We start from the raw sequence: 25665 nt of genomic DNA, 5'->3' as shown, positions 1-25665 counted from the left end.
AATTACCGCTGAACGGCCCCGAACCGTTCGGCAGCCACAGCCACGGCGCTTTCGCGTGCGGCAGAGGCCTCATCGGCCGTGAGCGTCCGGTCAGCGGCACGGAAGCGCAGGCCGAAGGCCAGCGACTTCTTGCCGTCCTCAATGCCCTTTCCGGCGTACACGTCGAACAGCGCCACGTCTTCCAGCAGCTCACCGGCTCCTTCGCGGAGGGCGGCCAGGACGTCGTCGGCAGGGATGTCCTTGGGAACCACCAGGGCCACATCCTGGGTGGCCACCGGGAAGCCCGAAATGTGCCTGGCCACGATGACGTCCGCGGCGGCTTCGAAGAGGGCATCAGCGTTGAGCTCAAGCGCCACCGAGCGTGGCGGCATGTCCTGCGCGGCGAGCAGCTTGGGATGAAGTTCACCGGCATAGCCGATGACTTCGCCGGAGCGCAGCGACAGTTGGGCGGCGCGTCCCGGGTGGTAGGCCTGGTGGTGGCCCTGGCTGACAACGATTTCGACACCCAGGACATCGCCGGCGAGGCGGGCGATGTCCAAAGCGTCGGCCCAGTCCCAGGCACGCGGTGTGTGGGACGCGGCGGCGGGTGAATCGTGGCCCGTCAGGATGGCCGCGATGTGCAGCGGTTGCTCGGGAACGCCGTCGTACAGGGCATCCAGCACCTCATCGGATGGCTTGACGCCGAGCGGCGGGATCGAGGATGTGCCCACGGTGTCCCCCGGGAGGAAGACAAGTCCGGCCTCGAAGACCGCCAGGTCGCGGAAGCCGCGCGAGTGGTTGCGCTTGGCCACCTCGATCAGTCCGGGCAGGATGGATGTCCGCAGGTAGCCCTGTTCCTCGCTGATCGGATTGGCCAGCTTCACGGCCTTACGCTCCGCACCCTGCTCGGCCACGCCAAAGGTGTCATTGGCGGCCTTGGACACGAACGGGTAGGCCAGGACTTCGGTGAGCCCGGCATCGGCGAGGGCCTGGACCAGGCGGCGGCGCTGCTGCTGGACGCGGGTCAGCCCGCGGCCGGGAGGCGCTACGGGAAGCGTCGCGGGGATCTGGTCGTAACCCACCAGCCGGGCGATTTCCTCGGAAAGGTCTTCCTTGGTTTCGAGGTCGTTACGCCAGCTCGGGGCAGTGACTGTCCAGCCGGCGTCGTTCCTGACCACGGCAGCGCCGAGGTCCTCGAGCGAGGTGACGATCTGTTCGTCAGTGAAGTCAATACCGATCCGGGCCGCGGCAAAGGCCGCCGGCAGCTCGATGCTTACGGCGTCCGGCGCCGTACCGACGTCGGTGCCCGCTTCGTCCGCGGTGCCGCCGGCCAGCTCCACCAGGAGGTCGACCACCCGCTGGGCGGCGATTCCGGCAACCTGCCAGTCCACGCCGCGTTCGAAACGCTTGGACGCTTCGGAAGGAAGCTTGTGGCGCCGGCGTGAGCGGGCGATCGATACTTCGTCGAAGTGCGCCGCTTCAACCAGGATGTTCGACGTCGAATCGCTCACCTCGGTGGCCGCGCCGCCCATGACGCCGGCGATGCCGATCGCGCCGGAGTCGTCGGTGATCAGGAGGTCCTCGACGTCGAGCTTCCGCTCCTTGTCGTCGAGGGTGGTGATCTTCTCCCCCGCCACGGCGCGCCGGACCACGATGTCGCCGGACAGTTTGTCCAAGTCGTAGCAGTGCGTGGGCTGGCCGAGTTCCAGCATGACGTAGTTCGAGATGTCCACCGGCAGCGAGATGGAGCGGATGCCGGCCAGCCGGAGGCGCGAGACCATCCACGGGGGCGTTGGCCTGGTGGCGTCGACGCCGCGGACGGTGCGGGCCACGAAACGGTCGCAGCCCGGCTTGCCATAGATGGGAGCGTCGTCATTGAGCTTGACGCCGTACCCGCCGGCCAGTTCAGCCGGTGCCTGGACCTTGGACGCCGGGTCCGTGAAGGTGGTCCCGGTGGCGTGGGCGTATTCGCGGGCGACGCCGCGGATGGAGAACGCGTAGCCACGGTCCGGGGTGACGTTGATTTCGGCGGCCTGGTCGTAGAGGCCGAGCAGCTCCATGGCGTCGGTGCCGATTTCAGGGTCCAGCCCGATACGGGAGAGCACCAGGATGCCGTCGTGGTCCTCGCCGATGCCGAGCTCGCGCACAGAGGCGATCATGCCGGCGGACAGGTGGCCGTAGGTCTTCCGCGCGGAAATGTGGAAGTCGCCGGGCAGCACGGCGCCGGGGAGGGTGACCACCACCTTGTCGCCTTCCACGAAGTTGTGGGCGCCGCAGATGATGCCCTGCACACCGGACGGGTCAATGCCGTCGCCGGTGAGGGTCTGCTCCCGGCCCTCCGGGACCACGCGGACCTGGCACCAGTTGATGGTCTTGCCGTTGGTCTGCGGCTCCTTGACCAGGCTCAGTACCTGGCCCACCACCACGGGGCCGCGGAGCGCGTCCGTGGGGCGGTGGACTGCTTCTTCTTCAAAACCGACCTTGACCAGTTCGGCCATGACGTCTTCGGCCGTTGCTTCGGCCGGTACCTGCGCGAACTCACGCAGCCAGGAAAGTGGGATACGCACTGTTAGATCTCCATCCCGAAGTGCTCGCTGAAACGTACATCGCCTTCGATCATGTCGCGCATGTCGCCCACCTCGTTGCGGAACATGAGGGTGCGCTCGATGCCCATGCCGAAGGCAAAACCTGAATAGATGTCCGGATCGATACCGGCGGCGCGGAGGACGTTGGGGTTGACCATGCCGCAGCCGCCCCACTCGATCCAGCGCGGACCGCCCTTGGCGCCCGGGTGCCAGATGTCCAGCTCGGCTGACGGCTCGGTGAACGGGAAGTAGTTGGGGCGAAGTCGGATCTGGGCTTCGTCGCCGAACATTTGCCGGGCGAAGTGCTCCAGCGTGCCGCGGAGGTCCGCCATGCTGAGCTTCTTGTCGATGGCCAGGCCCTCGAACTGGTGGAACACCGGGGTGTGCGTTGCATCGAGTTCGTCGGTGCGGAACACCTTGCCCGGGCAGAGCACGTAGATGGGCACTTCGCGTTCCAGCATGGAGCGGACCTGCACCGGCGAGGTGTGGGTGCGCATCAGCAGATGCGCTTCCGGCGGCTCCACGAAGAAGGTGTCCTGCATTTCGCGTGCCGGGTGGTCCGGCTTGAAGTTCAGTGCGTCAAAGTTGAACCACTCGGATTCAACCTCGGGGCCTTCGGCGATTTCCCAGCCCATGCCGACGAAGATGTCCGCCACACGGTCCTGCAGGGTGGAGAGCGGGTGGCGGGCGCCGGCACGACGGCGGCGCGGAGCTGCCGTGACGTCGACGGTCTCCTCGACAAGGATGCGTGCGTCGTTCTCGGCTTCGAGCTCGGCGGTACGGTCCGCGAGCGCCTTGTTGACGCGTCCTCGGGAGGCACCCATGAGCTTTCCGGCGGCGGCCTTCTGATCCTTCGCCAGGCCGCCGATTTCGCGGTTGGCAAGGCTCAGCGGCGACTTCTCACCGGCATGTGCCAACCTCACGGCCTTCAGCTCGTCAAGCGTGGTGGCAGCGGCAATGGCGGCAACAGCGTGGTCTACGGCGGCAGTAATGGCGGCTTCATCCAGAGGATTCGGGATGGCAGCGCCCGGCAAAGTTTCAGTCATCTACTGTTCTTAGCTACGAGTCGGGTATCGCCAGCGAGCTGTCCGGCTGCATTCGGTTCCACCGGCAGCGTGTCCGTCACTGGCTTGTCTTTCCACGCGGCCGGGTTCAGGGACCGTGTGAAGCGACAAAGGGCAGGGCTCGCCGGAATTCGTCCGGCGGGCACTCTCCCCCAGTCTAGTTGAACGCGCCCGGCGGAACGCGCCACGGCCACCAACGTGACAGCCCAGAGGCCGGCTCGGCAGGGAGGAGCGGTAAGTACCGGCCCCCGCTACCATGGCCTCATGACCGGCCCCATTACCCCAGGACAGCGGCTGCGGCAGATCGCCAATGCACTGAACGCAACGACACTCCTGGGCCTGCTGCTGGCAAGGTGCGCAGGCACGGCCGTACATGCCGGACCACGCGGCCTGCTGGTCGCTACGGGTTACCGGTGGCGGCTCCCCTTCGCCCGGGCGTTCACCGTGGGGAACGTAGTGCTGTTCCGGGACCACGCGCCGGAGGCTCTGTCCAACCCGGTGCTGCTGGGTCACGAGGAACGGCACAGCAGCCAGTATGCCTGGTGCCTGGGCCTGCCCTTCCTGCCGCTGTACTTCATCGCAGCCGGCTGGTCTCTGCTGCGGACGGGAAACCCGGGTTCCGCGAACGTCTTTGAACGTCTTGCCGGGTTGGAGGCCGGGGGCTACATGGATGGGCCCCGCCGTCGACCGAAGACACCCCGTAAGGGCAACGCTGCCCCAAATGGAATTGAGGGATGACATGACCAAAAATGCCAGGACTGTCGCGGTGACCGGCTCGGGCACCGCCGAAGCAGTGCCCGACCTGCTGACTGTTTCCATCGGAGTGGAGTGCCGCCGGGAGGACGTGGGTGCCGCATATGCGGCTGCCGGAAGGGCCGCGGCCGGGATATCGGCGGTGCTGAGGGACCACGGTGTGCCCGATCCGGACATCAGCACCTCGGGCTTGAACGTCCGTGCGGACGTGGTGTGGAAAGAGGGCCAGGGCCAGACCGTCGCAGGATACATCGCCTCAAGCATTCTGGCCGTCCGGCTGCGGGATGTTGCCGGTTCCTCGGACGCCATCGCGGGGGCAGTGGCCGCCGGTGGCAACGACGTCAGGCTGAACGGGCTGGAACTCGGCTTCGCGGATCCTGCCGCTGTCACGGCGCAAGCACGGCAGGCCGCCTGGCAGGATGCCCTGGCCTCGGCCGGGCAGTTCGCCTCGCTGGCGGGCGCCGAACTCGGCCCGGTAGTGTCCGTCACTCAACGGCCCGGACCGTCAGGGCCGATTCCGCTGGCCAAAATGCAGCGTGCCATGGCCACGGACTCCGTAGGGATCGAAGCGGGGCAGTCCAGCGTGTCCGCCACGGTGGACGTCGTCTGGGAGCTCCGGTGACGGGCTAGTGAACGCTGCCGGCCGGCAGCTTGATGTCCGTGGTGGTCGCCAGTGCGGTCCGGACGACGACGGCGAGCGCCTCCGCCATGACGGCGACCGGCAGCGACGGCGTTCCGCTGCCCCGGGGCACCTGCTGCGTCTCGTACGGGACGTGGATGAAGCCCCCGCGGGTTGCGGACGAACCCTCATTGGGGGGCTCAACGCCTGCCGGGCCGCTACTAAGCGTGTGCATGAGGCCGTAGAAAACGTGGTTGCAGACGTAGGTGCCGGCGCTTTGCGAGACCTCGGCCGGTATGCCCGCAGCACGCAGGGCCGCAAGCCCCGCTTTCACCGGCAGTGAGCTGAAATAGGCCGCCGGCCCGTTGGGGACCACTTCCTGGTCCACGGGACGGTTTCCGGCGTTGTCCGGAATGCGGGCGTCGTCGCAGTTGATGGCGACCCGTTCCAGGGAGATCCGCGGCCGTCCGCCGGCCTGGCCGACGCACAGTACCAGCTCCGGGCGGTAACGCTGCAGTGCATCTTCCAGGACAGCAATGGATTGCCCGAACACGCACGGCAGTTCCACAGCAGCGACGACCTGGCCCTCCGCCTGCAGGATTTTGGCGGCTGCTTCCACCGCATTCCAGGACGGGTTGACGGCTTCGCCGCCAAAGGGTTCGAACCCGGTGAGGAGGATCATTGCCCCAGCGTAGCAATCAGCCCTGTCGCGACGCCTGCTTCGAGGACCTTGACTTTGATTCGAACATACATTCGAATAGTAACCATGAGATGGGACGCACAAGCACTCCGCCCGGCGTTGGCGGACACCGCAGCCGGCAACGCACCAGCATCCGGCCCGGCCGCCGAACCGTTGCTGCCGCTGGCAGGTCTGGTGCGTTCCGTTTCCACCCCCGAATTTGCCGGGGTCACTTTCCATGAGGTCACGGCCAAATCAGTGCTCAACAAAGTGGCAGCCGGTTCGCGCATGCCTTTCGAATGGACCGTCAATCCCTACCGTGGCTGCAGCCACGCATGCGTTTATTGTTTCGCCCGTAAAAGCCATACGTACCTGGACTTCGACGCCGGCCTGGATTTTGACAGCCAGGTGGTGGTCAAGATCAACGCCGCCGAAGTCCTTCGAAAGGAACTGGCGAAGCCCTCGTGGGGCCACCACCATGTGGCACTGGGAACCAACACGGATCCGTATCAGCGGGCTGAGGGACGGTATCAGTTGATGCCCGGCATCATCCGGGCGCTTACCGATTCAGGGACGCCTCTGTCCATCCTCACCAAGGGGACACTGCTGGCCCGGGATATCCCGCTGCTCAAGCACGCCGCCGCCCAGGTGCCCGTGGGCATCGGAATTTCGCTGGCAATGACGGACGAACAGTTGTCGGAGGCAGTCGAGCCCGGTACTCCGGGACCCAGGGCGCGGCTCAAGCTCGTCTCAAGGCTTCGCGATGCGGGACTGCCGTGCGGAGTAATGGCCATGCCCATCCTGCCGTGGCTTTCCGACAGCGACGAAGCACTGGACTCACTGTTTGGCGCGCTGGCTGCGGCCGGCGCTACGGGCGTCACCGCCGGGGCGCTGTATCTGAAGCCGGGCACGCGTGAGTGGTTTATGAAATGGATCGCTGCCCGGTACCCCGAACTGGCAGGCCGCTACCGCCGGCTGTACGGCACCGGGTCCTACGCGTCGAAGGAGTATCGCGAGTGGCTTGCGGGGCGTATCCGCTATTTCAAATCCCGGCATGGCTTTGCGGGTTCGCACGGGTTCAGCCACCGCGACCTTGCCGGGGACGCCAGGGACGAAGAAGCACAGTATCCGGCCGGCAGCATCCCCGTCACGGGAACGGGTACGGGAACCGGCCAAAGCGTGGAGTCGGGGCAGCCCACGCTGTTCTGAATGTCCGCGCTAGGAATCCGCATTAGGAATCCAGCGAAACCCGCTCTGAACCGGCAACTACCGCCAGCAGGGCCCGGACAATCGGGAAATCGGCCGGGATCCAAGGCAGGGCGAGGGCTTCGCTGCTTCCTGCCAGCGCGATCCAGCGGAGCTCGTCGTGGTCTTCAAGCGGGCGGGGTTCGCCGTCAGCGATCTCGGCAAACCACACGCGCATCGACGCCTTGGCGTTGAGGGGCCAGCCGGCGGCGGTTTCCCCCGGCAGTTCGGCGCCGAGCCTGACCCCGACTCCCAGTTCCTCGCGCAGTTCCCGGTGCAGGGCGTCTTCCGCCGTTTCCAGGGGCTCCACCTTGCCGCCCGGGAATTCCCACATGCCGGCAAACTGGGGTGGCGCCGTCCTCCGGGCGACAAGGAGCCGGGAGGGGGAGCTCAGGGAATCCACAACAGCTCCGCCAACAACATTGATCAGTCCAGTCACCGCACCAGTCTATGGGGGACAATAAGAGTGGCTGATTCCGCCGGCGTCCCGGCACGGCAACGACCGGCAGGGCGTTCACCCCGGAATACTACCCCCTCAACGTTGAAGTAATCAGATTTTATGCTGCGTACTGACTGAACCTTTGATAAACCAGAACTTTCGAGAAGCAGGCCCATGACCTCCACGCCCACCCTCAGCCCCGCCAAGCCGAAAGCAGGGACCAACCACCTCGCTTTAGCCATCGTGTCCCTCGCGATGGGCGGGTTTGGTATAGGCGTCACCGAATTCACCATGATGGGACTGCTCAAGGAGGTGGAACAGGGCCTCCACATCGGCACCCCGGAAGCCGGCCACCTGATCTCCGCCTACGCGCTCGGCGTGGTGATCGGCGCGCCGCTACTGGCGGCGGTCGGCGCCAAGCTTCCCCGCAAACACCTCGCCCTGGGCCTCATGCTGTTCTTCAGCCTCGCCAATCTCACCTCGTTCATCGCTCCGGACTACGGCACCATGCTGGTGTCCCGGTTCGCGGCAGGCCTGCCCCACGGAGCCTTCTTCGGCGTTGCCGCGGTGATTGCAGCTTCGCTGGTCGCTCCGACCAAGCGGGGCTGGGCGATTTCGATGGTGATGGCCGGGCTGACTGTCTCGAATGTCATCGGAGTCCCCTTCGCCACCTGGCTGGGCCAGGCGTTCGGCTGGCGCCTGCTCTTTGTGCTCGTCGGCCTGATCGGGCTGGTGACCCTCGTAATGCTCTGGAAGTTTGTCCCGTTCCAGGACGCGCACCCGGACGCCAGCATCCGGCGCGAACTGGGCGCCCTGAAGCGGCTCCAGGTGTGGCTCGCCATCCTCATCGGCATTGTGGGTTTCGGCGGGTTCTTCGCCACGTACACCTACATCGCGCACACCATGACGTCCGTGGCGGGAATCCCGGCGTCGTTCCTCCCCCTGGTGGTGGCCCTCTACGGACTGGGCATGGTCGCCGGCAACATCGTGGGCGGCCGCATCGCGGACAAGTCAGTGATGGGCACCATCTATTGGGTCCTGCCCGGAATCGCCGTCGCCCTGGTGGTTTATGCCGTGGCCGTCCACTGGCCGTGGTCCGCTTTTGTGATGGTTTTTGTGGTGGGTGGTGCGGGCTCACTGCTGGTGCCCGCCCTGCAGACCCGGCTGCTGGATGCCTCCCCCGACGCCCCGTCCCTGGCATCCTCGCTGAACCACGCAGCCCTGAACGTTGCCAACGCGCTCGGCGCCTTCCTCGGCGGCCTGGTCATCGCCTGGGGCTGGGGCTATGTCGCGCCGGCACTTGTCGGTGCAGTGCTGGCAATTCTGGGCCTTGGTGTCGCGGTAATCAGCGGCCTGCTGGAACGCAAAAGGCCGCTGGTCTCCTAGCCTGCCTCAGGCAGGTTTCGGTCCAGCGGCCCCGTGCGGGTGCGCAAACCGCGCAGCGCGGATCAGACGTGAGCACGCTCCACGTCGGGTTCAAGGTAGATGACCCGCGCAATCGGCACAGCGTCGCGGATCCGGCTTTCGGCGTCGTCGATCACCGTGGCGATCTCCGCGCCGGTGGCGGCGGCGCCGACGCTGATCTTGGCCGCCACCAAGAGTTCCTCCGGACCCAGGTGAAGGGTCTTCAGGTGGATGATCCTGGTTCCGTCGGCCTCCAGCGCGGTGCTGATCCTGGCGACGTCCGCCTTGGTGGCCGATTCCCCGAGCAACAGCGACTTGGTTTCCAGCGCAAGAACGATGGCGATGGCAACCAGCAGGAAACCGATCATCGCGGTTCCCAGGGCGTCCCAGATGCCGTCGCCGGTAATCAGCGTCAGGCCCACACCGAACAGAGCGAACACCAGGCCCAGCAGCGCACCCAGGTCCTCCAACAGGATGACGGGGAGCTCCGGCTGCTTGGCGTTGCGGACGAAGTGCACCCAGCTCTGCTTGCCGCGGATGTGGTTTGACTCAATGATTGCCGTCCGGAACGAGAAGGACTCGGCGATGATCGCCCCGATCAGCACGGCCAGCGGAACCCACCAGAAGTCGCCCTCGATGGCGTGGGGATGCTGAATCTTGCCCCACGCTTCGTAGAGTGCAAACAGGCCGCCCACACTGAACAGCACAATCGACACGATGAACGCATAGATGTAGCGCTCGCGTCCGTAGCCAAAGGGGTGCTCGGGGCTTGCGGCACGCTTGGCGCGCTTTCCGCCCACCAGCAGCAGGATCTGGTTGCCGGAGTCGGCGACGGAGTGGATGGCTTCGGCCAGCATGGACGACGACAGCGTCAGGATGAAAGCGACGAACTTCAGTACAGCGATGGTCAGGTTTGCAGCCAGAGCCGCGACGATCGCCTTGGTACCGCCATTTGCAGCCAAGTGAGCTTCACCTCTTCAGGAATTGCCGGAAAATTGCAGGTGCGATCACCGCGCAATGCTGATGCCCGCAAGGAATACGCTACCTGCCCGCCGCTGCCGGCCGCACCACAGGTCACTGCCGATGACACCAGAAACATTGAAACTAAGCCTGCTGACAAGCAAAGACACCCTGTGTTAGCTTGAATCCATAATCGGGACCCGTAGAGAGTTCCGACGAATATGTAGGAGGAGAAATGGGCTTTATTGGCTGGATCATTCTCGGACTCATTGTGGGAGCTATCGTCAAGGCGATCATGCCTGGCAAGGTCGGCGGCGGCTGGGTCACCAGCCTCGTTCTTGGTGTTGTCGGCGCCATCGTCGGCGGCTGGATCGGCGACCTGTTGTTTGGCGGCGGCAAAATGGAATTCTGGAACCTCGGTTCCTGGCTCCTTGCCATCGTCGGCGGCCTCGTAGTAGCCGGCATCTACGGCTTCATCACCGGCAGGAGCAAGACCACCTAACGGCACTCACCACCTACTAAGGCACCGAGGTGCCACAAGGTGAAGATTACGACGGCGGGGCCCACCGGAAGGTGGGCCCCGCCTTTGCGTTAGGCCCGCTTCTGCGAACGCGCGCTTGCATAGAGGCACACCGTGGCTGCGGTGCCCACGTTCAGGCTTTCCGCCGCACCGTAGACGGGAACGGCCACGCGGTGGTCGGCCAGCGCGAGTTCGGCGTCGGACAAGCCCTGGGCTTCATTGCCGAACAACCACGCTGTGGGCCGGCCAAGATCGTAGGCGGACTCGACGTCCGGGCTGCCCAGCCTCCGGGCAGCATTTTCGTCCTGGAGCTGGTCCAGGTCCAGTTGGCCGTATCCGTCCGCGGCCAGGATGCCAATACCTCTTTCGCGGCAGGCGGTGGCCAGCTCGGCCAGGTCCGCGCCGAGGACTACGGGGAGGTGGAACAGGGAGCCGGCTGTGGAGCGGACAGCCTTGGGGTTGTAGATGTCCACGCTCGAGGCTGTCAGGACGACGGCGTCCGCCCCCGCAGCGTCGGCGGCCCGCAGGACGGTTCCCGCGTTCCCGGGGTCCCGTACCTGGCACAGCACGGCAATCAGGCGGGGTCCGGCGTCGAGCACGGCGTCAAGGGCCGCATCCACAAAGGCGCAGACGGCGATGATGCCTTGGGGATTAACAGTGTCCGCCATGGCGGCGAGCACCTCGTCCGTGGCGAGCCTGGCGTTAACGCCGTCGGCCAGCTCCTCGAACTCGGGATAGCGGTCCAGGCAGGCCTCGCTGGCGAATACTTCATGGACCACGCCGGGCTCCCCCGCTGCAATCCTTTTCTGGTGGAGCACCAAGGCCTCACGGACGGCCTGAGGTCCCTCAGCCAGGAACTGCCCGCGCTTTAAACGGGCCGGGCGCCCGGCAAGCTTTGCCACATCCCTCACCCGATCAGCTCGGGGGTTGGAGAGTGGAAAATCCTGCGGGCGCCCGGTTTCGTTCATATAAGAACTTTAGTGGCTAGTGCCACCGGTTCTTGAACTACCCAGAACAGGTATTACTTGGCAGCTTCTTCAGCGGCAGGCTTCTTCGCTGCGGCCTTCTTGGCGGCGGGCTTCTTGGCAGCCTTAGCCTTCGGGGCGGCTTCGGCCGAGACGGCCGGCGCAGAAGTGTCAGCAGGCAGCGAGTCCTTGGCAACCTGCACCAGGGCGGCGAAAGCGTTGGCGTCGGAAACAGCCAGCTCGGCCAGCATACGGCGGTCAACCTCGACCTCAGCGGCCTTCAGGCCCTGGATCAGACGGTTGTAGGTCAGGCCGTTGGCGCGGGATGCAGCATTGATGCGCTGGATCCACAGGCGGCGGAAGTCGCCCTTCTTCTTCTTGCGGTCACCGTAGCTGTACACAAACGAGTGCAGCAGCTGTTCTTTGGCCTTGCGGTACAGGCGTGAACGCTGTCCACGGTAGCCCTTTGCGCGTTCAAGGATAACCCGGCGCTTCTTGTGGGCGTTGACCGCCCTCTTCACACGTGCCACGTGCGTACTCCTTCAGAATTCTGATCCCAAGCAACTACTGCCGGAACAACCGGCTGGCCTGAGAAGCCTTTTTGGTAGTTGACCGCTGCCAGGTGGCGAGCAGTCAGAGAACTTGGAACTTAGATGCCGAGCATCTTCCGGATGACCTTGGCATCGCCCTTGAAGACGATCTTGTCGCCGGCGAGGCGACGGGTCAGCCTGGAGGACTTGTGCTCGAGGTAGTGGCGGCGGTTGGCCTGCTGGCGGCGCAGCTTGCCGCTGCCGGTCAGCTTGAAGCGCTTCTTAGCACCACTGTGGGTCTTCATCTTCGGCATGGGAACCGATCTCCTTACGTATCCGCAGACAAGTCTGCAGTCTTTCGTGCAGCCACCCCTGCGGGCGGCGTGCTGGTTGCTTGCTGCGCTCAGGCGATGCTTCGCGCAGCTTTGAACTAGTTGGTCTTCTTGGTGCCCGGCTTGGGAGCAGCCGGCCGTGCTGCAGGCTTGGGCGCTGAAGGCCGTGCCACCGGCTTGGGCGGGGACGGCACTCCGGCCGGCTTCGGCGCCACGGGAGCTGCCGCCGCAGGCCTGGGCGCCTCAGGCGCCTTGGCCGCTGCCGGCTTACTGACCGCAGGACGCGGTGCTGCCGCTGCCTTGGGGGCTTCGCGTTTCGGCGCTGCCTGCTTCGGAGCTTCCTGCTTGGGAGCCTCCTTGACCGGCGCCGCCTTGGGAGCTTCCTCTGCAGGTGCTTCCTGCTTGGGAGCCTCCTGCTTCGGAGCTTCCGTCGCCGGAGCCTCCGCTTCCGGTGCCGCAACCGCTTCGACAGGTGCCTCGGCGACAGTTGACGCCGGGGCGGCCTCAGTCTCCGCCGCTGGCGCTTCAGTGTTTACAGCAAAACCCTCAGGAAGCAGATCCGCGAGGGACTGCGTCATGGCAGGCTGGTCCCGGCTGACGTCAACGCGGCCGCCGGCCTTGGCTTCGTTCTGCGCCTTGGCTTCAGCGCGCTGCGTTGCACGGCGTGCCTCTGCCTTGGCCTCAGCCTTGTTCTTCAGCGGACCCACGACCATAACCATGTTGCGGCCGTCGATGCGGGGGCTGGACTCGACAACGCCCACTTCGGCGACGTCGTCAGCGAAGCGCTGGAGCAGGCGGATGCCCATTTCCGGACGCTGCTGTTCGCGGCCGCGGAACTGGATCATGGCCTTGACCTTGTCCCCGGCGCCGAGGAAGCGGAGGGCATGGCCGCGCTTGGTCTCGTAGTCGTGGGTGTCGATCTTCAGCCGGAAACGGATTTCCTTCAGAACCGTGTTGGTCTGGTTCTTCCGGGCCTCGCGTGCCTTGACGGCGGCCTCGTACTTGTACTTGCCGAAGTCCATCAGCTTGCACACCGGAGGCTTGGCCTGCGGTGCAACTTCAACGAGATCAAGGTCGGACTCGGCAGCCAAACGCAGGGCGTCCTCAATACGGACGATTCCTACCTGTTCACCTGCAGGGCCGACCAGCCGCACCTCGGGGACGCGGATACGCTCATTGATTCTTGGCTCGCTAATGTTAGAACTCCTGTTGTTGAGATGAGTATTCCACCGGCAAATAGAGAAGGCCCCCAATTGCCGGAGCAATCGAAGGCCTCGAAGATCGGATGTGCACCGCCTCCGGAGAGGCTGTACGCGTTCCAGGCAACTGACGCTGCCGTGGACCGCCCGACCAGGTACCCGGCAACCTTGCTTCCGTGGGAATCACTTCCTGGAAAACGGCTGACGCGGGTGGGAGAGAACTCCGCTTGCAAACTGAAAGTCAATTCTACAGACAGAACCCCGGATACTGCACATTGGCAGTAGCGGGTTCCACATAGCAAAATAACGACATTCAGTCGGTCTGTGACAAGCTTACCAGTATGAGCACTTCAGACAGTAATTCACACGTTTTCGAGCCCGTCGCCGGCCAGCGGGATGGCCAGGAGCAGGTGTCGCAGCAGATCCGCGATATCTCCGAAGTCCCCGCCATCGAGGTCATCACCACCGCCGCTGTGCACCTCATGAGCGCGTCAGCCGTCAAGCTCGGCCTTGCCGCCGAGGAAAATGCCGAGGAGCTCAAGGACTTGGATGAAGCCCGCAAGCTGATTACCGCACTTGCCGGACTCGTGACCGCCGCAGCACCGGAGATCGGTTCCCAGCATGCCGGTCCGTTGCGCGACGGACTGCGCTCCCTGCAGTTGGCGTTCCGCGAAGAGTCGATTATTCCGGACGCCCCGGGCAAGGGCCCTGGGGAAAAGTTCACCGGACCGGTCAACTAGGCAATTCAACGGCATATATCGACGGCGGCGGGCGGACCAAGCGGGTCAGCCCGCCGCCGTCGTCATTCCATGAGTTTTTGTCCAGATACAGGGACTTACGCACCCCGGAAGCCCCGGTATCTGGACAAAAACTCTGGGCGGCCGGCCTAGGCGATCGCGCTGCGCCGGCGCCGCCGGTGCTGCAGGACCATGCCGAACAGGCAGAGCACGACACCGGCTGCGCCCACCGCAACAAACCCGGCGGACGGCCCGATCCCGTCAATGAACACACCGGCCAAGGGAGCGCCAAGGGCCACTCCGGCGGTGAGCGCGGACCCGTACCAGCCCATCGCCTCACCCCGGCGCGCTTCCTCCACCAGTTCGGCCACTTTTTCGGACGCTGCGGACAGGACCGGCGCACACAGCAGGCCGGGCAGCAACGAGAGCAGGCACAGTGTCAACGTGTCGCGGGCGAAGCCCATCGGGATGGTGAGGGCGGCCATGCCGAGCAAGAGGAGAATCGGCGAAACCGGCCGGTGCATTGCGCCGTAGAGGAGGCCGCCGACCACGGAAGCCGCACACCAGAACACAAAGACCAGCCCGATCTCAGCCTGATGCCCGCCGGACTCCAAAGCGGCAACGATCCCCACGTCCGTGCCGCTGAGCACCATGCCGGCCCCTGCGGCCACGGCGAAGACCGCCGCCACTGCTGCGGTAAACCAGGCAAAGTTGTGTGCCACCCTGTGCCGCAGCCCTGAGCGACGGAGCTCACCGGCCGCTACGGGAGCGAGTTCCGCCGCAGCTTCCTGCAGGTGCGCCGGAGCCGCCGCGACGACTGCCACTTCCGCACCCTCCTGCTGGTCCGTTTCGTACCCTTCATCCGGCACCGCACTTCGGGTGGGAGGGTTGAACCACATCAGGAAGAGTCCGGCCACAGACGTGCACACGCCCACCACGGTCAGTCCGACAACCGAGTAACCGGACGTGGCCACAATGGCTCCGGCGGCAGGGCCGAGCATAAAGACCAGCTCCGTGGCGATCGCATCCAGCGCGAAGGCCGTCCGCCGCTGCTCACCGGTTGCCAGCACACCCAGCGACTGGCGCACCACGCTGAAGATGGGCAGCGTGAGGAGTCCGCCGACGAAGACCAGTGCCAGCAGCCACTGGTAGGAAACATGCGGCACCACAGACCAGATGACGGTTTCCGAGACCACGGAGGGAATCAGCGCCTTGCGAAGGCCTACCGTATCCACCCGGCGCCCTCGCCACGGTGCGCCCAGGGCGATGCCGATGGTCATCACCGCCGCAGCGGCACCGGCGGCGGCATAACCCTCGCCCAGAGTCAGGACGATGTGCAGCGTCAGGAGTACGCCGGCCGCGGAGTGCGGTATGCGGGCTATCATTCCGACGGTCAGCAGGCGCCTGATGGGCCTGACTGCCAAGAGCTCCTTGTAAAGAGCGAAATTCACGGGCTACGTCCTTCATCCTGCCGGAGGCAGGACCGGGGTTGTCCCGCCTGCCGCCAGCTACTCTGCTGCGCGCTGCAACTTTACCTCGATAGAGTCAACCCGCTCAGCGAAGACTGAATTCCGGGACCACTCGGCGTTGAGTCCTGCCACGACCGCCTGGACTCCTGCCGCATCCAGGCCGTCTGCCAGGTACAGCACCACCCGGAGCTCCGGGCCGGGACCGCCGCCGGGGACGACTGCGCCGCCTGCTGTTGCCGAGGCGACTCCGCCTCCCGCTTCGAGTTCGACACGCCGCACGGGGCGGTAGCCGGCCGTTGCCTCAGCCATGGCGTCTGCAACCGCCGGATCCGCGTAGGACGGCAGCCAATCCTGCTGCCGGGCAAGGGCCCAGACGGCAGGCCGGCGGACAACGAACGTGTACTCGGACCCGGGGTCCAGCACCAGGAGTTCAGCGCCTTCGGACACCGCGGACAGCGCCGCCCGCGCGGCATACACTGCCACCGGCCGGGCCTGCGGATGCCAGGCGGCTAACGCTGCTGCCGAGGTGAAGACCGGCATCGCTGTGCGCCCGTCCGGCGCTTTCAGCGTTACCAGCGCCATATCGGCCTGCTTGTCCCCGTGCAGCTGCTCACCGTGGACGTCGTCGCCATCCGCCCCGCCACCATGCGGGCTGCTACGTGGCGTCTCATGAACGCTCTCTTCGGCCAGCCGGGCAACGATCGGAACGAACACCCGGGCAGTGGCCAGCGATGCCACCACGGCAGCTTCGTCGCCTGCGGCCGACCGCAGGGCCGCAACCGCGGCGAGGTAGCCGGCGTCGGCCGTGCCGTCGTCGTCCTCGAAGTTGTGGATCTTCGCATCCTCGCCGGCGAGGCTGCGGCCCGCCCAGGGCTGCCCGGCCGAATCCGTGGCGCCCCCGGAGCCGGCCAGTGCGGCTGCGATGTGCCCGGGCAGTTCGCGTGCCGGAGGTCGCTGTTCCATGATGGCTGCCTGCCTAGCGGCGGCCTGCTACATCCAGCGCTTCCGGCAGCGTGAATGCACCGGCGTAGAGCGCCTTGCCAACGATGGCGCCTTCGACGCCGAGGGGAACGAGTGAGCGCAGGACCTTGAGGTCTTCCAGGCTCGAGATGCCGCCGGAGGCCACCACCGGTTTGCCGGTCTTCTCCACCATCTGGCGGAGCAGCTCAACGTTGGGGCCCTGCAGGGTGCCGTCCTTGGTGACGTCGGTGACCACGTACCGGGCGCAGCCGGCTTCTTCGAGACGTGCCAGCACATCCCAGAGGTCGCCGCCTTCCTTGGTCCAGCCGCGGCCTGCCAGGGTGGTTCCGCGCACGTCGAGGCCGACGGCGATCTTGTCGCCGAAGCGGTCGATGGCACGCGCCGTCCATTCCGGGTTTTCAAGCGCAGCGGTGCCCAGGTTCACGCGGGCAACGCCCAGGTCCAGGGCCTTTTCGAGCGATTCGTCGTCGCGCAGGCCGCCGGAGAGTTCCACCTTGATGTCCAGCCGGCCCACTACTTCCCGGAGCAGCTCCGCGTTCGAGCCGCGGCCGAAGGCGGCATCGAGGTCCACCAGGTGTACCCACTCGGCGCCTTGTTCCTGCCAGTTGAGCGCAGCTTCCAGCGGCGTGCCGTAGCTAGTCTCGCTGCCGGCTTCGCCCTGGACCAGGCGGACCGCCTGGCCGTTTACGACGTCGACGGCGGGCAGCAGTTCCAGTACGGGCAGCGGCGTTTCGGTGGTCATCTTCAAGTCCTCAGGTTGTTGTGAAGCTGCGTTGATCGGGCGGTGCGGGCTCGGTTAGCCGGCAGGCAAGGTAAGCAGGTAGGCGGCCAGCAGTGCCATTCCGGCCAGAACGTAGAAGGCGATCTGGGTCCACAGCGGCTTGTGCTGCTGCCTGAAGGACAGTGCCCCGCCAACCAGCAGGCCGGCGATGCCCGTCAGGACAATTGACCACATCTAGGCAGCCGGCCCGGCACTGGCAGGGGTGGCTCCGCTGGCGCCGCCCTGGCCGCGGCCCAGGCTGTTGACCCAGTTGCGGAGCAGCCGGGCGCCGGCGTCGCCGGACTTTTCCGGGTGGAACTGGGTGGCGCACAGCGGCCCGTTCTCCACGGCGGCGATGAACGGCGCACCGTGCTCGGACCAGGTGACGAGCGGTGCCGCCATGCGCGGCTGGATGACGTCAAAGTCCCAGTGCTGCACACCGTAGGAGTGGACGAAGTAGAAGCGTTCGCTTTCGACGCCTTCGAAGAGCCTGGATCCTTCCGGAACCTTCACGGTGTTCCAGCCCATGTGGGGCACTACTTCGGCAGGCAGCAATTCCACTTTGCCGGGCCACTCCCCCATGCCCTCCGCTTCGGTGCCGTGCTCAACTCCGGCTTCGAAAAGCACCTGAAGACCAACGCAGATGGCCAGGACGGGACGGCCGCCGGCAACGCGCCGACCGATCATCCGGATGGCGTCCACTGCCTTGAGCTCGCGCATGACGGTTTCAAAGGCCCCGACCCCCGGCACGACCAGTCCGTCAGCATTCAGGACGTCCTCCGGCTTGGCACTGAGGATGACTTCGGCGCCGGCACGCTCCAGGGCGCGCACGGCCGAGCGCACGTTCCCGGAGCCGTAGTCAAGGACAGTGACGGTGGGCTTGCCCTCGGGTGAAGCAGGCTTCGCATTAGCGGCAGGATCAAATATGGCCCCGTCGCGAAGGACCGGCCCGGTCACAGTGCGCCCTTCGTGGAGGGGATGCCCTCCACGCGGGGATCAGGCTCCACAGCGGCGCGCAGGGCCCGGGCAAACGCCTTGAACTGTGCCTCGACAATGTGGTGCGGGTCCCGGCCCGCGATGACGTTCATGTGAAGGCAGATGCCGGCGTGCAGGGTGATGGCCTCGAACACGTGACGGGTCAGTGAGCCCGTGAAATGCCCGCCGATCAGGTGGTATTCCTGGCCCGCAGGCTCTCCGCCGTGCACCAGGTAGGGGCGCCCGGAGACGTCAACCACGGCGTGGGCCAGGGCTTCATCGAGGGGCACGGTGGCCTCGCCGAAGCGGCGGATGCCGGCCTTGTTGCCCAACGCAGTACGAAGGACCTCGCCAAAGGTGATGGCAACATCCTCCACCGTGTGGTGGACGTCAATGTGGATGTCCCCGGTCGCTTTGACCGTCATGTCGATGAGCGAGTGCTTGCACAATGCGGTCAGCATGTGGTCGTAGAACGGAACCGAGGTGCTGATGTCCGAGACGCCCGTGCCGTCGAGGTTGATTTCGACGAGCACGGACGATTCGCTCGTGGATCGCTCCAGGCGTGCGGTCCGGGCCTCGGCAGCAATGGATCCGGTGGTGCTCATGTGTTGTGTCCTTTGGATGTAAGGAGAAATAACGTCTGGGTACGGGGTCGCGGGACTGGTTCCGCTGGGAACAGGGGGTCTGACTCCAGTTTAGGCCGTGACGCCTGGCTGCCCGGTCAGGATCAGTTCCAGGGCCTCCAGGAAGGCTGTGGTTTCCGTCTCAGTGCCTGCCGTGACGCGCAAGTGACCGGGGATCCCCACGTCCCGGATCAGGACGCCGCGGTCCAGCAGCCCCTGCCAGACTTCGTGCGGATTCTCCAGGCCGCCAAAGAAGACGTAGTTGGAGTCGGATGCGGCAGGTTTGAGGCCCATCCGGGTCAGCTCCGTGACAATCCGGTCGCGCTGCCGCTTGATGTCTTCGACGTCGGCCATCAGTGCCTCGCGGTGGGTCAGGGCGGCCAGGGCGGTGGCCTGGGTGATGGCGGACAGGTGATAGGGCAGCCGTACCAGCCGCAGGGCATCCGCAACCTCGGGCGCAGCCGCCATGTAGCCGAGGCGTGCTCCGGCCAGCGCAAACGCCTTGCTCATGGTGCGGGAGACGATCAGCCGCTCACGGCCGGGAAGAAGGGTCAGTGCGCTGGGTGTGCCGTCGTGGGCAAATTCGTGGTAAGCCTCATCGACGATGACGACAGTCTGGCTGGCCTCGCCGGCGGCATACACGGCCTCCACTACATCCAGTCCCAGCCCCGTGCCGGTGGGGTTGTTTGGTGAACACAGGAAGACGATGTTCGGCTGTAGTTCCCGGACCTGCCGCGCAGCCGATTCGGCGCTGAGGCCGTAGTCGTCCGCACGCCGGCCAACGATGTATTCGGTGTCGGTCCCGCTGGCCAGGAGGGGATACATGGAGTACGTGGGCGGGAAACCAAGTGCTGTACGTCCAGGGCCTCCGAATGCCTGCAGAATCTGCTGCAGCACTTCATTGGACCCGTTGGCGGCCCAGATGTTCTCGGCACCCAGGCCATGGCCAAGGTACTCTGCCAGGCGCTCCCGGAGCTCGGTGAACTCACGGTCCGGATAGCGGTTTAGTCCTGCAGCAGCTGCGGTCACGGCCTCGGAAATAGCCACGAGGACATCGGCCGGAACACCATGGGTGTTTTCGTTGACGTTGAGCAGGATGGGAACGTCCAGCTGCGGCGCACCGTACGGGGTGAGGCCACGCAGGTTGGTCCGGAGGGGAAGTCGGTTCAGGCGCTCTAGCTGGTCAGTCACTTCAACAGTTTAAGTGAGGGTGGCCGGGCCGCCGAAACTGTGACGCTTCCGGCCCGCCGCCGGGGCTGCCGAGCCGCCGGCTCCGGGGCGTCAGCGCCTGCGCGTCAGCTTGAGGGGACAAAGATCTGCTGGCCGGGCATGACCCCGCCGCCGTCGAGGTTGTTGAGCTGAACGATATCGGCAACAACGTCCCGGGTGTCGCGTTCCGGCGCCACGGTTCCGGCGATCTCCCACAAGGACTGGCCCGGCTGCACCGTCACGGACACGGTGGGCGTCACGGACAGCTCGGATGCGGAATCCGCCGCCTTCGCCGGTGAATTCAGGAAGCCGGCCAGCGAGATCACCAGCACCGTCAACAGGATCAGCGGCACGCCCACCAAGACGATGCGCCCCCTGCGCGTCAGGCGGAGTGGCGGCTGTATGGAGCGCACCTTCGCCACCTTTACGGCTTTCGCCGCGGGCCGCTCCTCCCAGTTGAAGCCCTGAATTCCCGAGGCCCCGGCTCCCCCGCCGGCCGGTGCTTCATAACGCGAACCATGAATAGCGTTTGTTGCTGACATGAACTGAGCCCTCCTGGACCTGACTGTGCTGCCCGGCATGTTCCTGAAGCTGCCATTCGCCCGTTCTTCGAACATAAGGCCGAACGGAGCTTCAGACTAGAACACATATTCGAACTTTGCTGGTTCTGTTCTAGCACTTATTAACGAACATTGTCGAGACTCACTAGAACAAATGTTTGAAAAAGCTGTGAGGCTGCCCTACGTTTGAGCTACAGAACAACCACTTCTGCAGTTGATCAGCAGGGTCTGACATTTTCAGGCCGGAAGTTCCCGGCAGCTGCAGCCACGGAGGCCGGGTGGAACGGAAAGGCGTTGGCGAACATGGCAGCACAAGCCACCGGCGGCAGGGCTACGCAGCGGAGCCAGCAGTCCCCAGCGAAGCCGAAAGGCCTCACGGTGAGGCAGAAGAAGATTCTGGAAACTATCCAGCGGTCCGTCAACGACAATGGCTATCCCCCGTCGATGCGTGAAATCGGTGACACCGTGGGCCTGGCCAGCCTCTCGAGCGTCACCCACCAGCTCTCGCAGCTCGAGAAGCTGGGCTACCTCCGCCGGGATCCTAAGCGGCCGCGCGCCATGGAAGTCCTGATGCCCCTGACCCTGGATGAAGGAACCGCCAAGATCTCCGGCGTGGAGAAGCCTGCGCGGCTGCGCACGGTAGGCGGCCTGGCTGTCTCTGAGCTGGCCACCGCGACGGATACGGCCATGGTCCCGCTGGTCGGGCGGATCGCCGCAGGCGGCCCCATCCTGGCCGACCAGGTGGTGGAGGATCTGATGCCGCTGCCGAGGCAGTTGGTTGGCCACGGCGAGCTCTTTATGTTGAAGGTGACCGGCGACTCCATGATCGACGCAGCAATCTGCGACGGCGACTGGGTGGTGGTCCGCAGGCAGAGTGACGCGGTCAATGGCGACATCGTGGCCGCCCTGCTCGATGACGAAGCCACAGTCAAGACGTTCCGCCAGCGGGACGGCCACACCTGGCTGTTGCCGCAGAACACGCAGTATGAGCCCATCCTCGGCGACCACGCCCACATCATGGGCAAGGTTGTCTCGGTTCTCCGCTCGCTGTAGTCGGTGGCCGGCCCGCTTCGAGCCGGCCTACCGAATACCTGCCGTCCGCCACCCGCCGCTGCCAATGCCCTTCGGCGGCGGCAACCGTGTCAACCGGCGGAAACCTCCGCCGGAGCCTTAGCCAGCCGGCTCAGGGCAGCCACGGCGATCGCAGGATCGGTGGTGGCCCAGAACGGGGGCAGTGCGGCCCTCAGGAAGCCCCCGTAGCGTTCCGTCGACAGCCTGGAGTCAAGGACAGCCACAACGCCTTTGTCGCCCGTAGAACGGATCAACCGGCCGGCCCCCTGGGCGAGCCGGATCGCCGCGTGTGTGGCCGACACCGACATAAAGCCGTTGCCCCCTGCCTGGGCCACCGCACGAGAGCGCGCCGTCATCAGCGGATCATCCGGCCGCGGGAACGGAATCCGGTCGATGACCACCAGCCGGCACGAACCGCCGGGGACGTCGACGCCCTGCCAAAGGGACATGGTGCCGAAGAGGCAGGTGTCCGGCTCGTCCGCAAACTGCCGCACCAGGGCGGTCATGGTTGATTCGCCCTGGCACAGGATGCTGACATCCAGGCGCGGGCGCATCGCGTCCGCGGCTTCCTCTGCGGCCCGCCGCGACGAAAAAAGGCATAGAGCCCCGCCGCCGGAAGCCCTGATCAGCTTCTCCAGCTCATCCAGCGCTTCAGGCGATGTCCCCCGGCCGGGCTTCGGCAGATGGCTGGCAACGTAGAGAATCCCCTGCTTGGGGTAGTCGAACGGGGATCCAACGTCCACGCCGGTCCAGCTGGGTGCACCCGGTCCCACCAGCCCAAGTCCTCCCGCCGCTGGTTCGAAGGCCGATCCGATCGCGAGGGTGGCTGAGGTGAGGACCACTGTGTGGCCGGCAAAGAGCCCGTCGCGCAGCTTCCCTGCCACGCTCAACGGGGCAATGTTGATCAAGGCCGGTGCGTCGTCGTCCGGCTGCGCATAGCCTTGTTGCGGGTCAAAGGTGCTGTTGCGCGAGAACCAGACCACTTCGCGGTTTTCCCGGGCGGCGATCAGGCGTTCACAAAGCTCGAGGATGACCATCAGGCGTGAGCGCGCCAGCTGGCGACCGCCGTCGGCCGTGTTGGCACTGTCACCTTTCGAATCCGAAAGGGCCGCACGGCAGGCCTCCCGCAGCTGGTCCACGCAGTCGAGCTGTTCGTCGTTGAGGCCATGGGGCAGGAGGCCGCTGGGGACTCCTGCGATGGCCAGTTCAAGGTTCGCGGCAGCGTTGTTGAGCGCATCCACCGTGATTCCGGTATTTTTCCGGGCACCGGAAGCAGCGGCGTGGACCATGGCCACGGACAGCTGGCCGGAGACAGCTCCCGTTACCCGGTCCTGCAGCTCGTGCGCCTCGTCCACCACCACAACGTCGTACTCCGGCAGCACTGCCAGACCCTCGAAGGCGCTGACGGCCAGCATGGCATGGTTCGTGACCACGACGTCGGCCTCGGCGGCGTCCTGGCGGGCCAGTTCGCTGAAGCACTCGGCAGCCATGGGACATTTCTGCGCCCCCAAGCACTCCATCGACGTGACGGACACCTGCCGCCAGGCACGGTCCGTCACTCCCGGCATCAATTCATCCCGGTCCCCGGTGGCTGTCTTCTCAGCCCACTCCCGGAGCCGGACCACCTCCTTGCCCAGCTGCGACGCAGGACCGCCCAGCGAGGCTGCGAAGTGCGGAACGCTGGTGTCCTCGCCGAGTGAGAAGAGCTGCCCCTCTGAGGGCTCCTCGGAGGGGAACCCGCCGTCGAGCTTGTGCCGGCAGACGTAGTTTGCCCGGCCCTTGACCAGGGCAACCTTGACGGGGCGCTCCAGCGCAGGAGTGATGGTTTCCAGCAGCCGGGGAAGGTCCCTGCCTACAATCTGGGTCTGCAGGGCCAGGGTAGCTGTGGACACCAGGGTGGGCTTATCGCTCACCTGTGAGTGGGCGATCAGCGGAATCAGGTAGGCCAGGGACTTGCCGGTGCCCGTGCCGGCCTGGACCAGCAGGTGGTCGCCGCTGTCGATAGCGCGTGCCACCTGCCGGGCCATCTCGTGCTGGCCGCTGCGGCTCTGTCCGCCCATGCCGGAGACTGCCCGGTCGAGCAGTTCAATAACGAACTGCTCGCCCGGCGAGCCGCTGGTTCCTCCAGCTTCGGGATCAGACATTGCTGATGAAGGATTCCAGTTCAGCGGCGAGCCCCTCGCGCACCATAACAAGGGCGCGGGTGCCCTCCTCCTCATGATCCAGGCGAAGGATTTCGGCGTCCGTTTCGTGGAGTTTGCTGATCAGGTCCCCGCGGTTGTAGGGAATCAGCAGCTCCATCTTGACGCTCGGCCGCGGAATGGATTCGCTGATCGTCTTCAGGAGCTCCGCGATGCCCTGCCCGGTGCGCGCGGACACCACCACGTGGCGGGGTTCGCGCTGCTTCAGGCGTTCCACCACGAACGGATCCGCGGCGTCGGCCTTGTTCAGCACAATGATCTCCGGGACCTTGCGTGCGTCCACTTCACTGAACACAGCCCGGACCGCGGCGATCTGGCCCTCCGGATCGGGATGCGAGACGTCCACCACGTGCAGGATGAGATCCGAATCGGCCACTTCCTCCAGGGTGGAGCGGAACGCTTCCACCAGTTGCGTGGGGAGGGAGCGGACGAAGCCCACGGTGTCCGCCAGGGTGTAGCCCAGGCCGTCGGCTGTTTCCGCCTTACGGACGGTCGGATCCAGCGTGGCGAACAGCGCATTCTCCACCAGCACGCCCGCGTCGGTCAGCCGGTTAAGGAGCGAGGACTTTCCGGCGTTCGTATACCCTGCGATCGCCACGGACGGCACCGAATTACGACGGCGGTTGGCCCGCTTGGTTTCCCGTGCCGGCTTCATCGCGGCGATTTCGCGCCGCAGCTTGGCCATCCTGGTGCGGATCCGACGACGGTCCAGTTCGATCTTCGTCTCACCGGGACCGCGGGAGCCCATGCCGGCACCTGCGCCGCCCACCTGGCCACCGGCCTGGCGGGACATGGATTCGCCCCAGCCGCGCAGGCGCGGGAGCAGGTATTCGAGCTGCGCCAGCTCCACCTGGGCCTTGCCTTCGCGGCTCTTGGCGTGCTGGGCGAAGATGTCCAGGATCAGGGCCGTTCGGTCGATGACCTTGACCTTCACGATGTCCTCGAGTCCGCGGCGCTGTGAAGGTGCCAGCTCGGCATCCACCACCACGGTGTCGGCGCCGGTGGACATCACGATGTCCTTCAGCTCCTGGGCCTTGCCGGAGCCGAGGAAGGTCCCGGGGTCGGGCTTGGCGCGGCGCTGGACAATGCCGTCGAGGACTTCCGAGCCGGCGGTTTCGGCCAGGGCAGCGAGCTCGCGGAGCGAATTTTCCGCGTCTGCGAGAGTGCCTTCGGTCCAGAGGCCGGCCAGCACCACACGTTCGAGGCGAAGCTGCCGGTACTCAACTTCGGTGACGTCTTCGAGTTCGGTGGAAAGGCCGGCCGTGCGGCGCAGGGCCCGGCGTTCCTCGAGGTCCTGCTGGTCCCCGTCGAAGATGCTGTGTTCGCTGTCCTGGCGGGAAATCGCCTGGGCCGAACCCAGGACACCGCGCGGCTTTTCCGGTGCGGAGCCGGCGGCACGGGCCGGGACATCCTTGGACAGAATCCGGTCGATGACAGCCTGGATTTCCTCAGGACTCATGTCCTGGGAGGCTGAATCTGATCCGGTATTGGGCTGGTTGGTCATGTTCTCCTTTGAAGATTCGACACTTTCAGAATAATGCTGATTGTTCGTGTGCGGGGCGGTATTCGCGCTGGGCTGACGACTATGGGTCATTCGGGCTCCTGGAGTGCCGGCGGCTGCGGGGCAGCGGGCGGCGGTTCGGGCGGTAACGGAGGCGGACGCCTGGGCGGCAGGCGACGTTGCGGAGGATGCGCCTGTCCTGAGGGAATGCGCGTGGTCAGATGATCAGCATTGCTGGACTCCAAGTAGTACGGGCGGAACGTCAGGCCGGAGAATCACGGCAGGACGGCGCACTGAGCGGAAGG

At 65.7% G+C, this 25665-nt stretch carries 26 protein-coding genes; 7 read left to right on the top strand and 19 right to left on the bottom strand.

Going from position 1 to position 25665, the window contains the following annotated elements:
- Positions 1-2: 2 nt before the first annotated feature.
- Positions 3-2546: a phenylalanine--tRNA ligase subunit beta gene (pheT, locus tag ACFVWT_RS20385; RefSeq protein ID WP_390251058.1), complete on the bottom strand. Its 2544-nt coding sequence runs from the start codon at positions 2544-2546 to the stop codon at positions 3-5.
- A gap of 2 nt (positions 2547-2548) precedes the next feature.
- Complete coding sequence (gene pheS, locus ACFVWT_RS20380; RefSeq protein WP_390251056.1) at positions 2549-3610, bottom strand: phenylalanine--tRNA ligase subunit alpha; 1062 nt, start codon at positions 3608-3610, stop codon at positions 2549-2551.
- Positions 3611-3892: 282 nt separating this feature from the next.
- Here pheS and ACFVWT_RS20375 point away from each other — a divergent pair, with 282 nt between their 5' ends.
- Both ACFVWT_RS20375 and ACFVWT_RS20370 read left to right on the top strand, forming a co-directional pair.
- The gene (locus ACFVWT_RS20375; protein WP_390251054.1) at positions 3893-4366 is read left to right on the top strand and encodes a hypothetical protein; all 474 of its coding nucleotides are present in this window, start codon (positions 3893-3895) and stop codon (positions 4364-4366) included.
- Position 4367: 1 nt separating this feature from the next.
- On the top strand, positions 4368-5003 hold the full coding sequence (locus tag ACFVWT_RS20370) for an SIMPL domain-containing protein (protein WP_390251052.1): 636 nt from the start codon (positions 4368-4370) through the stop codon (positions 5001-5003).
- Between the two features lie 4 nt (positions 5004-5007).
- Here ACFVWT_RS20370 and pcp read toward each other — a convergent pair whose 3' ends face one another.
- Positions 5008-5682, bottom strand: coding sequence for a pyroglutamyl-peptidase I (gene pcp / locus ACFVWT_RS20365; protein WP_390251050.1), 675 nt, complete (start codon positions 5680-5682; stop codon positions 5008-5010).
- A gap of 84 nt (positions 5683-5766) precedes the next feature.
- Here pcp and ACFVWT_RS20360 point away from each other — a divergent pair, with 84 nt between their 5' ends.
- Entirely contained in the window at positions 5767-6888 is a 1122-nt protein-coding gene (locus tag ACFVWT_RS20360; RefSeq protein WP_390251048.1) for an Rv2578c family radical SAM protein, read from the top strand.
- A gap of 22 nt (positions 6889-6910) precedes the next feature.
- Here ACFVWT_RS20360 and ACFVWT_RS20355 read toward each other — a convergent pair whose 3' ends face one another.
- The gene (locus tag ACFVWT_RS20355; RefSeq protein WP_390251046.1) at positions 6911-7363 is read right to left on the bottom strand and encodes a (deoxy)nucleoside triphosphate pyrophosphohydrolase; all 453 of its coding nucleotides are present in this window, start codon (positions 7361-7363) and stop codon (positions 6911-6913) included.
- A gap of 174 nt (positions 7364-7537) precedes the next feature.
- Here ACFVWT_RS20355 and ACFVWT_RS20350 point away from each other — a divergent pair, with 174 nt between their 5' ends.
- Positions 7538-8749, top strand: coding sequence for an MFS transporter (locus ACFVWT_RS20350; RefSeq protein ID WP_390251044.1), 1212 nt, complete (start codon positions 7538-7540; stop codon positions 8747-8749).
- 62 nt (positions 8750-8811) lie between these two features.
- Here the strand turns inward: ACFVWT_RS20350 and ACFVWT_RS20345 are convergent, their stop codons facing one another.
- Positions 8812-9729, bottom strand: a complete 918-nt coding sequence (locus ACFVWT_RS20345; RefSeq protein WP_390251042.1) for a cation diffusion facilitator family transporter — start codon at positions 9727-9729, stop codon at positions 8812-8814.
- A 233-nt stretch (positions 9730-9962) separates the two neighbouring features.
- On the opposite strand from ACFVWT_RS20345, the gene ACFVWT_RS20340 reads away from it, so the two are divergent.
- On the top strand, positions 9963-10229 hold the full coding sequence (locus tag ACFVWT_RS20340) for a GlsB/YeaQ/YmgE family stress response membrane protein (protein WP_011691341.1): 267 nt from the start codon (positions 9963-9965) through the stop codon (positions 10227-10229).
- Between the two features lie 89 nt (positions 10230-10318).
- Here the strand turns inward: ACFVWT_RS20340 and ACFVWT_RS20335 are convergent, their stop codons facing one another.
- From ACFVWT_RS20335 to infC, 4 genes are all read right to left on the bottom strand, one after another.
- Positions 10319-11215, bottom strand: coding sequence for a TrmH family RNA methyltransferase (locus ACFVWT_RS20335; RefSeq protein WP_390251040.1), 897 nt, complete (start codon positions 11213-11215; stop codon positions 10319-10321).
- Positions 11216-11268: 53 nt separating this feature from the next.
- On the bottom strand, positions 11269-11742 hold the full coding sequence (gene rplT, locus ACFVWT_RS20330) for a 50S ribosomal protein L20 (protein ID WP_043480189.1): 474 nt from the start codon (positions 11740-11742) through the stop codon (positions 11269-11271).
- Positions 11743-11861: 119 nt separating this feature from the next.
- The gene (gene rpmI, locus ACFVWT_RS20325) at positions 11862-12056 is read right to left on the bottom strand and encodes a 50S ribosomal protein L35 (protein WP_009358635.1); all 195 of its coding nucleotides are present in this window, start codon (positions 12054-12056) and stop codon (positions 11862-11864) included.
- 116 nt (positions 12057-12172) lie between these two features.
- Complete coding sequence (gene infC, locus ACFVWT_RS20320) at positions 12173-13228, bottom strand: translation initiation factor IF-3 (RefSeq protein ID WP_390251037.1); 1056 nt, start codon at positions 13226-13228, stop codon at positions 12173-12175.
- Positions 13229-13614: 386 nt separating this feature from the next.
- Here infC and ACFVWT_RS20315 point away from each other — a divergent pair, with 386 nt between their 5' ends.
- The gene (locus ACFVWT_RS20315) at positions 13615-14013 is read left to right on the top strand and encodes a DUF1844 domain-containing protein (RefSeq protein ID WP_390251035.1); all 399 of its coding nucleotides are present in this window, start codon (positions 13615-13617) and stop codon (positions 14011-14013) included.
- Positions 14014-14159: 146 nt separating this feature from the next.
- Here the strand turns inward: ACFVWT_RS20315 and ACFVWT_RS20310 are convergent, their stop codons facing one another.
- From ACFVWT_RS20310 to ACFVWT_RS20275, 8 genes are all read right to left on the bottom strand, one after another.
- Entirely contained in the window at positions 14160-15461 is a 1302-nt protein-coding gene (locus tag ACFVWT_RS20310) for an MFS transporter (protein WP_390251033.1), read from the bottom strand.
- Positions 15462-15518: 57 nt separating this feature from the next.
- A complete protein-coding gene (locus ACFVWT_RS20305; protein ID WP_390251031.1) occupies positions 15519-16442 on the bottom strand; it encodes an SseB family protein in 924 nt (307 codons plus the stop codon).
- Between the two features lie 13 nt (positions 16443-16455).
- Entirely contained in the window at positions 16456-17202 is a 747-nt protein-coding gene (gene priA, locus ACFVWT_RS20300; RefSeq protein ID WP_043480179.1) for a bifunctional 1-(5-phosphoribosyl)-5-((5-phosphoribosylamino)methylideneamino)imidazole-4-carboxamide isomerase/phosphoribosylanthranilate isomerase PriA, read from the bottom strand.
- 54 nt (positions 17203-17256) lie between these two features.
- A complete protein-coding gene (locus ACFVWT_RS20295; RefSeq protein ID WP_390251029.1) occupies positions 17257-17415 on the bottom strand; it encodes a hypothetical protein in 159 nt (52 codons plus the stop codon).
- A complete protein-coding gene (gene hisH, locus ACFVWT_RS20290; RefSeq protein WP_390251027.1) occupies positions 17416-18177 on the bottom strand; it encodes an imidazole glycerol phosphate synthase subunit HisH in 762 nt (253 codons plus the stop codon).
- Positions 18174-18800, bottom strand: coding sequence for an imidazoleglycerol-phosphate dehydratase HisB (gene hisB, locus ACFVWT_RS20285; protein WP_390251025.1), 627 nt, complete (start codon positions 18798-18800; stop codon positions 18174-18176). The genes hisH and hisB overlap by 4 nt, the downstream gene beginning before the upstream one ends.
- A 90-nt stretch (positions 18801-18890) precedes the next feature.
- On the bottom strand, positions 18891-20009 hold the full coding sequence (locus tag ACFVWT_RS20280) for a histidinol-phosphate transaminase (RefSeq protein WP_390251023.1): 1119 nt from the start codon (positions 20007-20009) through the stop codon (positions 18891-18893).
- A 104-nt stretch (positions 20010-20113) separates the two neighbouring features.
- A complete protein-coding gene (locus ACFVWT_RS20275) occupies positions 20114-20569 on the bottom strand; it encodes a LysM peptidoglycan-binding domain-containing protein (RefSeq protein WP_390251021.1) in 456 nt (151 codons plus the stop codon).
- Positions 20570-20890: 321 nt separating this feature from the next.
- Here ACFVWT_RS20275 and lexA point away from each other — a divergent pair, with 321 nt between their 5' ends.
- On the top strand, positions 20891-21640 hold the full coding sequence (gene lexA / locus ACFVWT_RS20270) for a transcriptional repressor LexA (RefSeq protein ID WP_390251019.1): 750 nt from the start codon (positions 20891-20893) through the stop codon (positions 21638-21640).
- 89 nt (positions 21641-21729) lie between these two features.
- Here lexA and ACFVWT_RS20265 read toward each other — a convergent pair whose 3' ends face one another.
- Complete coding sequence (locus tag ACFVWT_RS20265; RefSeq protein WP_390251017.1) at positions 21730-23802, bottom strand: ATP-dependent DNA helicase; 2073 nt, start codon at positions 23800-23802, stop codon at positions 21730-21732.
- A complete protein-coding gene (gene hflX / locus ACFVWT_RS20260) occupies positions 23795-25363 on the bottom strand; it encodes a GTPase HflX (protein ID WP_390251015.1) in 1569 nt (522 codons plus the stop codon). Before hflX ends, ACFVWT_RS20265 begins: the two co-directional genes overlap by 8 nt.
- Positions 25364-25665: the final 302 nt, after the last annotated feature.

The sequence above is a fragment of the Arthrobacter sp. NPDC058288 genome, from assembly GCF_042880995.1.
In the GTDB taxonomy this organism is placed as follows: Bacteria; Actinomycetota; Actinomycetes; order Actinomycetales; family Micrococcaceae; genus Arthrobacter.
Note: the sequence above shows the minus strand (reverse complement) of the source record. Positions and strands in the feature narration are given on the sequence as shown.

What these genes read in the sequence shown, in the direction of transcription:
- ACFVWT_RS20265 (WP_390251017.1), bottom strand. Translation starts at nt 23,802, where the DNA reads ATGTCTGATCCCGAAGCTGGAGGAACCAGCGGCTCGCCGGGCGAGCAG.
- ACFVWT_RS20375 (WP_390251054.1), top strand. Translation starts at nt 3,893, where the DNA reads ATGACCGGCCCCATTACCCCAGGACAGCGGCTGCGGCAGATCGCCAAT.
- rpmI (WP_009358635.1), bottom strand. Translation starts at nt 12,056, where the DNA reads ATGCCGAAGATGAAGACCCACAGTGGTGCTAAGAAGCGCTTCAAGCTG.
- hflX (WP_390251015.1), bottom strand. Translation starts at nt 25,363, where the DNA reads ATGACCAACCAGCCCAATACCGGATCAGATTCAGCCTCCCAGGACATG.
- lexA (WP_390251019.1), top strand. Translation starts at nt 20,891, where the DNA reads ATGGCAGCACAAGCCACCGGCGGCAGGGCTACGCAGCGGAGCCAGCAG.
- ACFVWT_RS20335 (WP_390251040.1), bottom strand. Translation starts at nt 11,215, where the DNA reads ATGAACGAAACCGGGCGCCCGCAGGATTTTCCACTCTCCAACCCCCGA.
- ACFVWT_RS20305 (WP_390251031.1), bottom strand. Translation starts at nt 16,442, where the DNA reads ATGGAACAGCGACCTCCGGCACGCGAACTGCCCGGGCACATCGCAGCC.
- ACFVWT_RS20315 (WP_390251035.1), top strand. Translation starts at nt 13,615, where the DNA reads ATGAGCACTTCAGACAGTAATTCACACGTTTTCGAGCCCGTCGCCGGC.
- ACFVWT_RS20275 (WP_390251021.1), bottom strand. Translation starts at nt 20,569, where the DNA reads ATGTCAGCAACAAACGCTATTCATGGTTCGCGTTATGAAGCACCGGCC.
- ACFVWT_RS20295 (WP_390251029.1), bottom strand. Translation starts at nt 17,415, where the DNA reads ATGTGGTCAATTGTCCTGACGGGCATCGCCGGCCTGCTGGTTGGCGGG.
- ACFVWT_RS20360 (WP_390251048.1), top strand. Translation starts at nt 5,767, where the DNA reads ATGAGATGGGACGCACAAGCACTCCGCCCGGCGTTGGCGGACACCGCA.
- ACFVWT_RS20370 (WP_390251052.1), top strand. Translation starts at nt 4,368, where the DNA reads ATGACCAAAAATGCCAGGACTGTCGCGGTGACCGGCTCGGGCACCGCC.
- hisB (WP_390251025.1), bottom strand. Translation starts at nt 18,800, where the DNA reads ATGAGCACCACCGGATCCATTGCTGCCGAGGCCCGGACCGCACGCCTG.
- pcp (WP_390251050.1), bottom strand. Translation starts at nt 5,682, where the DNA reads ATGATCCTCCTCACCGGGTTCGAACCCTTTGGCGGCGAAGCCGTCAAC.
- ACFVWT_RS20350 (WP_390251044.1), top strand. Translation starts at nt 7,538, where the DNA reads ATGACCTCCACGCCCACCCTCAGCCCCGCCAAGCCGAAAGCAGGGACC.
- priA (WP_043480179.1), bottom strand. Translation starts at nt 17,202, where the DNA reads ATGACCACCGAAACGCCGCTGCCCGTACTGGAACTGCTGCCCGCCGTC.
- ACFVWT_RS20340 (WP_011691341.1), top strand. Translation starts at nt 9,963, where the DNA reads ATGGGCTTTATTGGCTGGATCATTCTCGGACTCATTGTGGGAGCTATC.
- pheS (WP_390251056.1), bottom strand. Translation starts at nt 3,610, where the DNA reads ATGACTGAAACTTTGCCGGGCGCTGCCATCCCGAATCCTCTGGATGAA.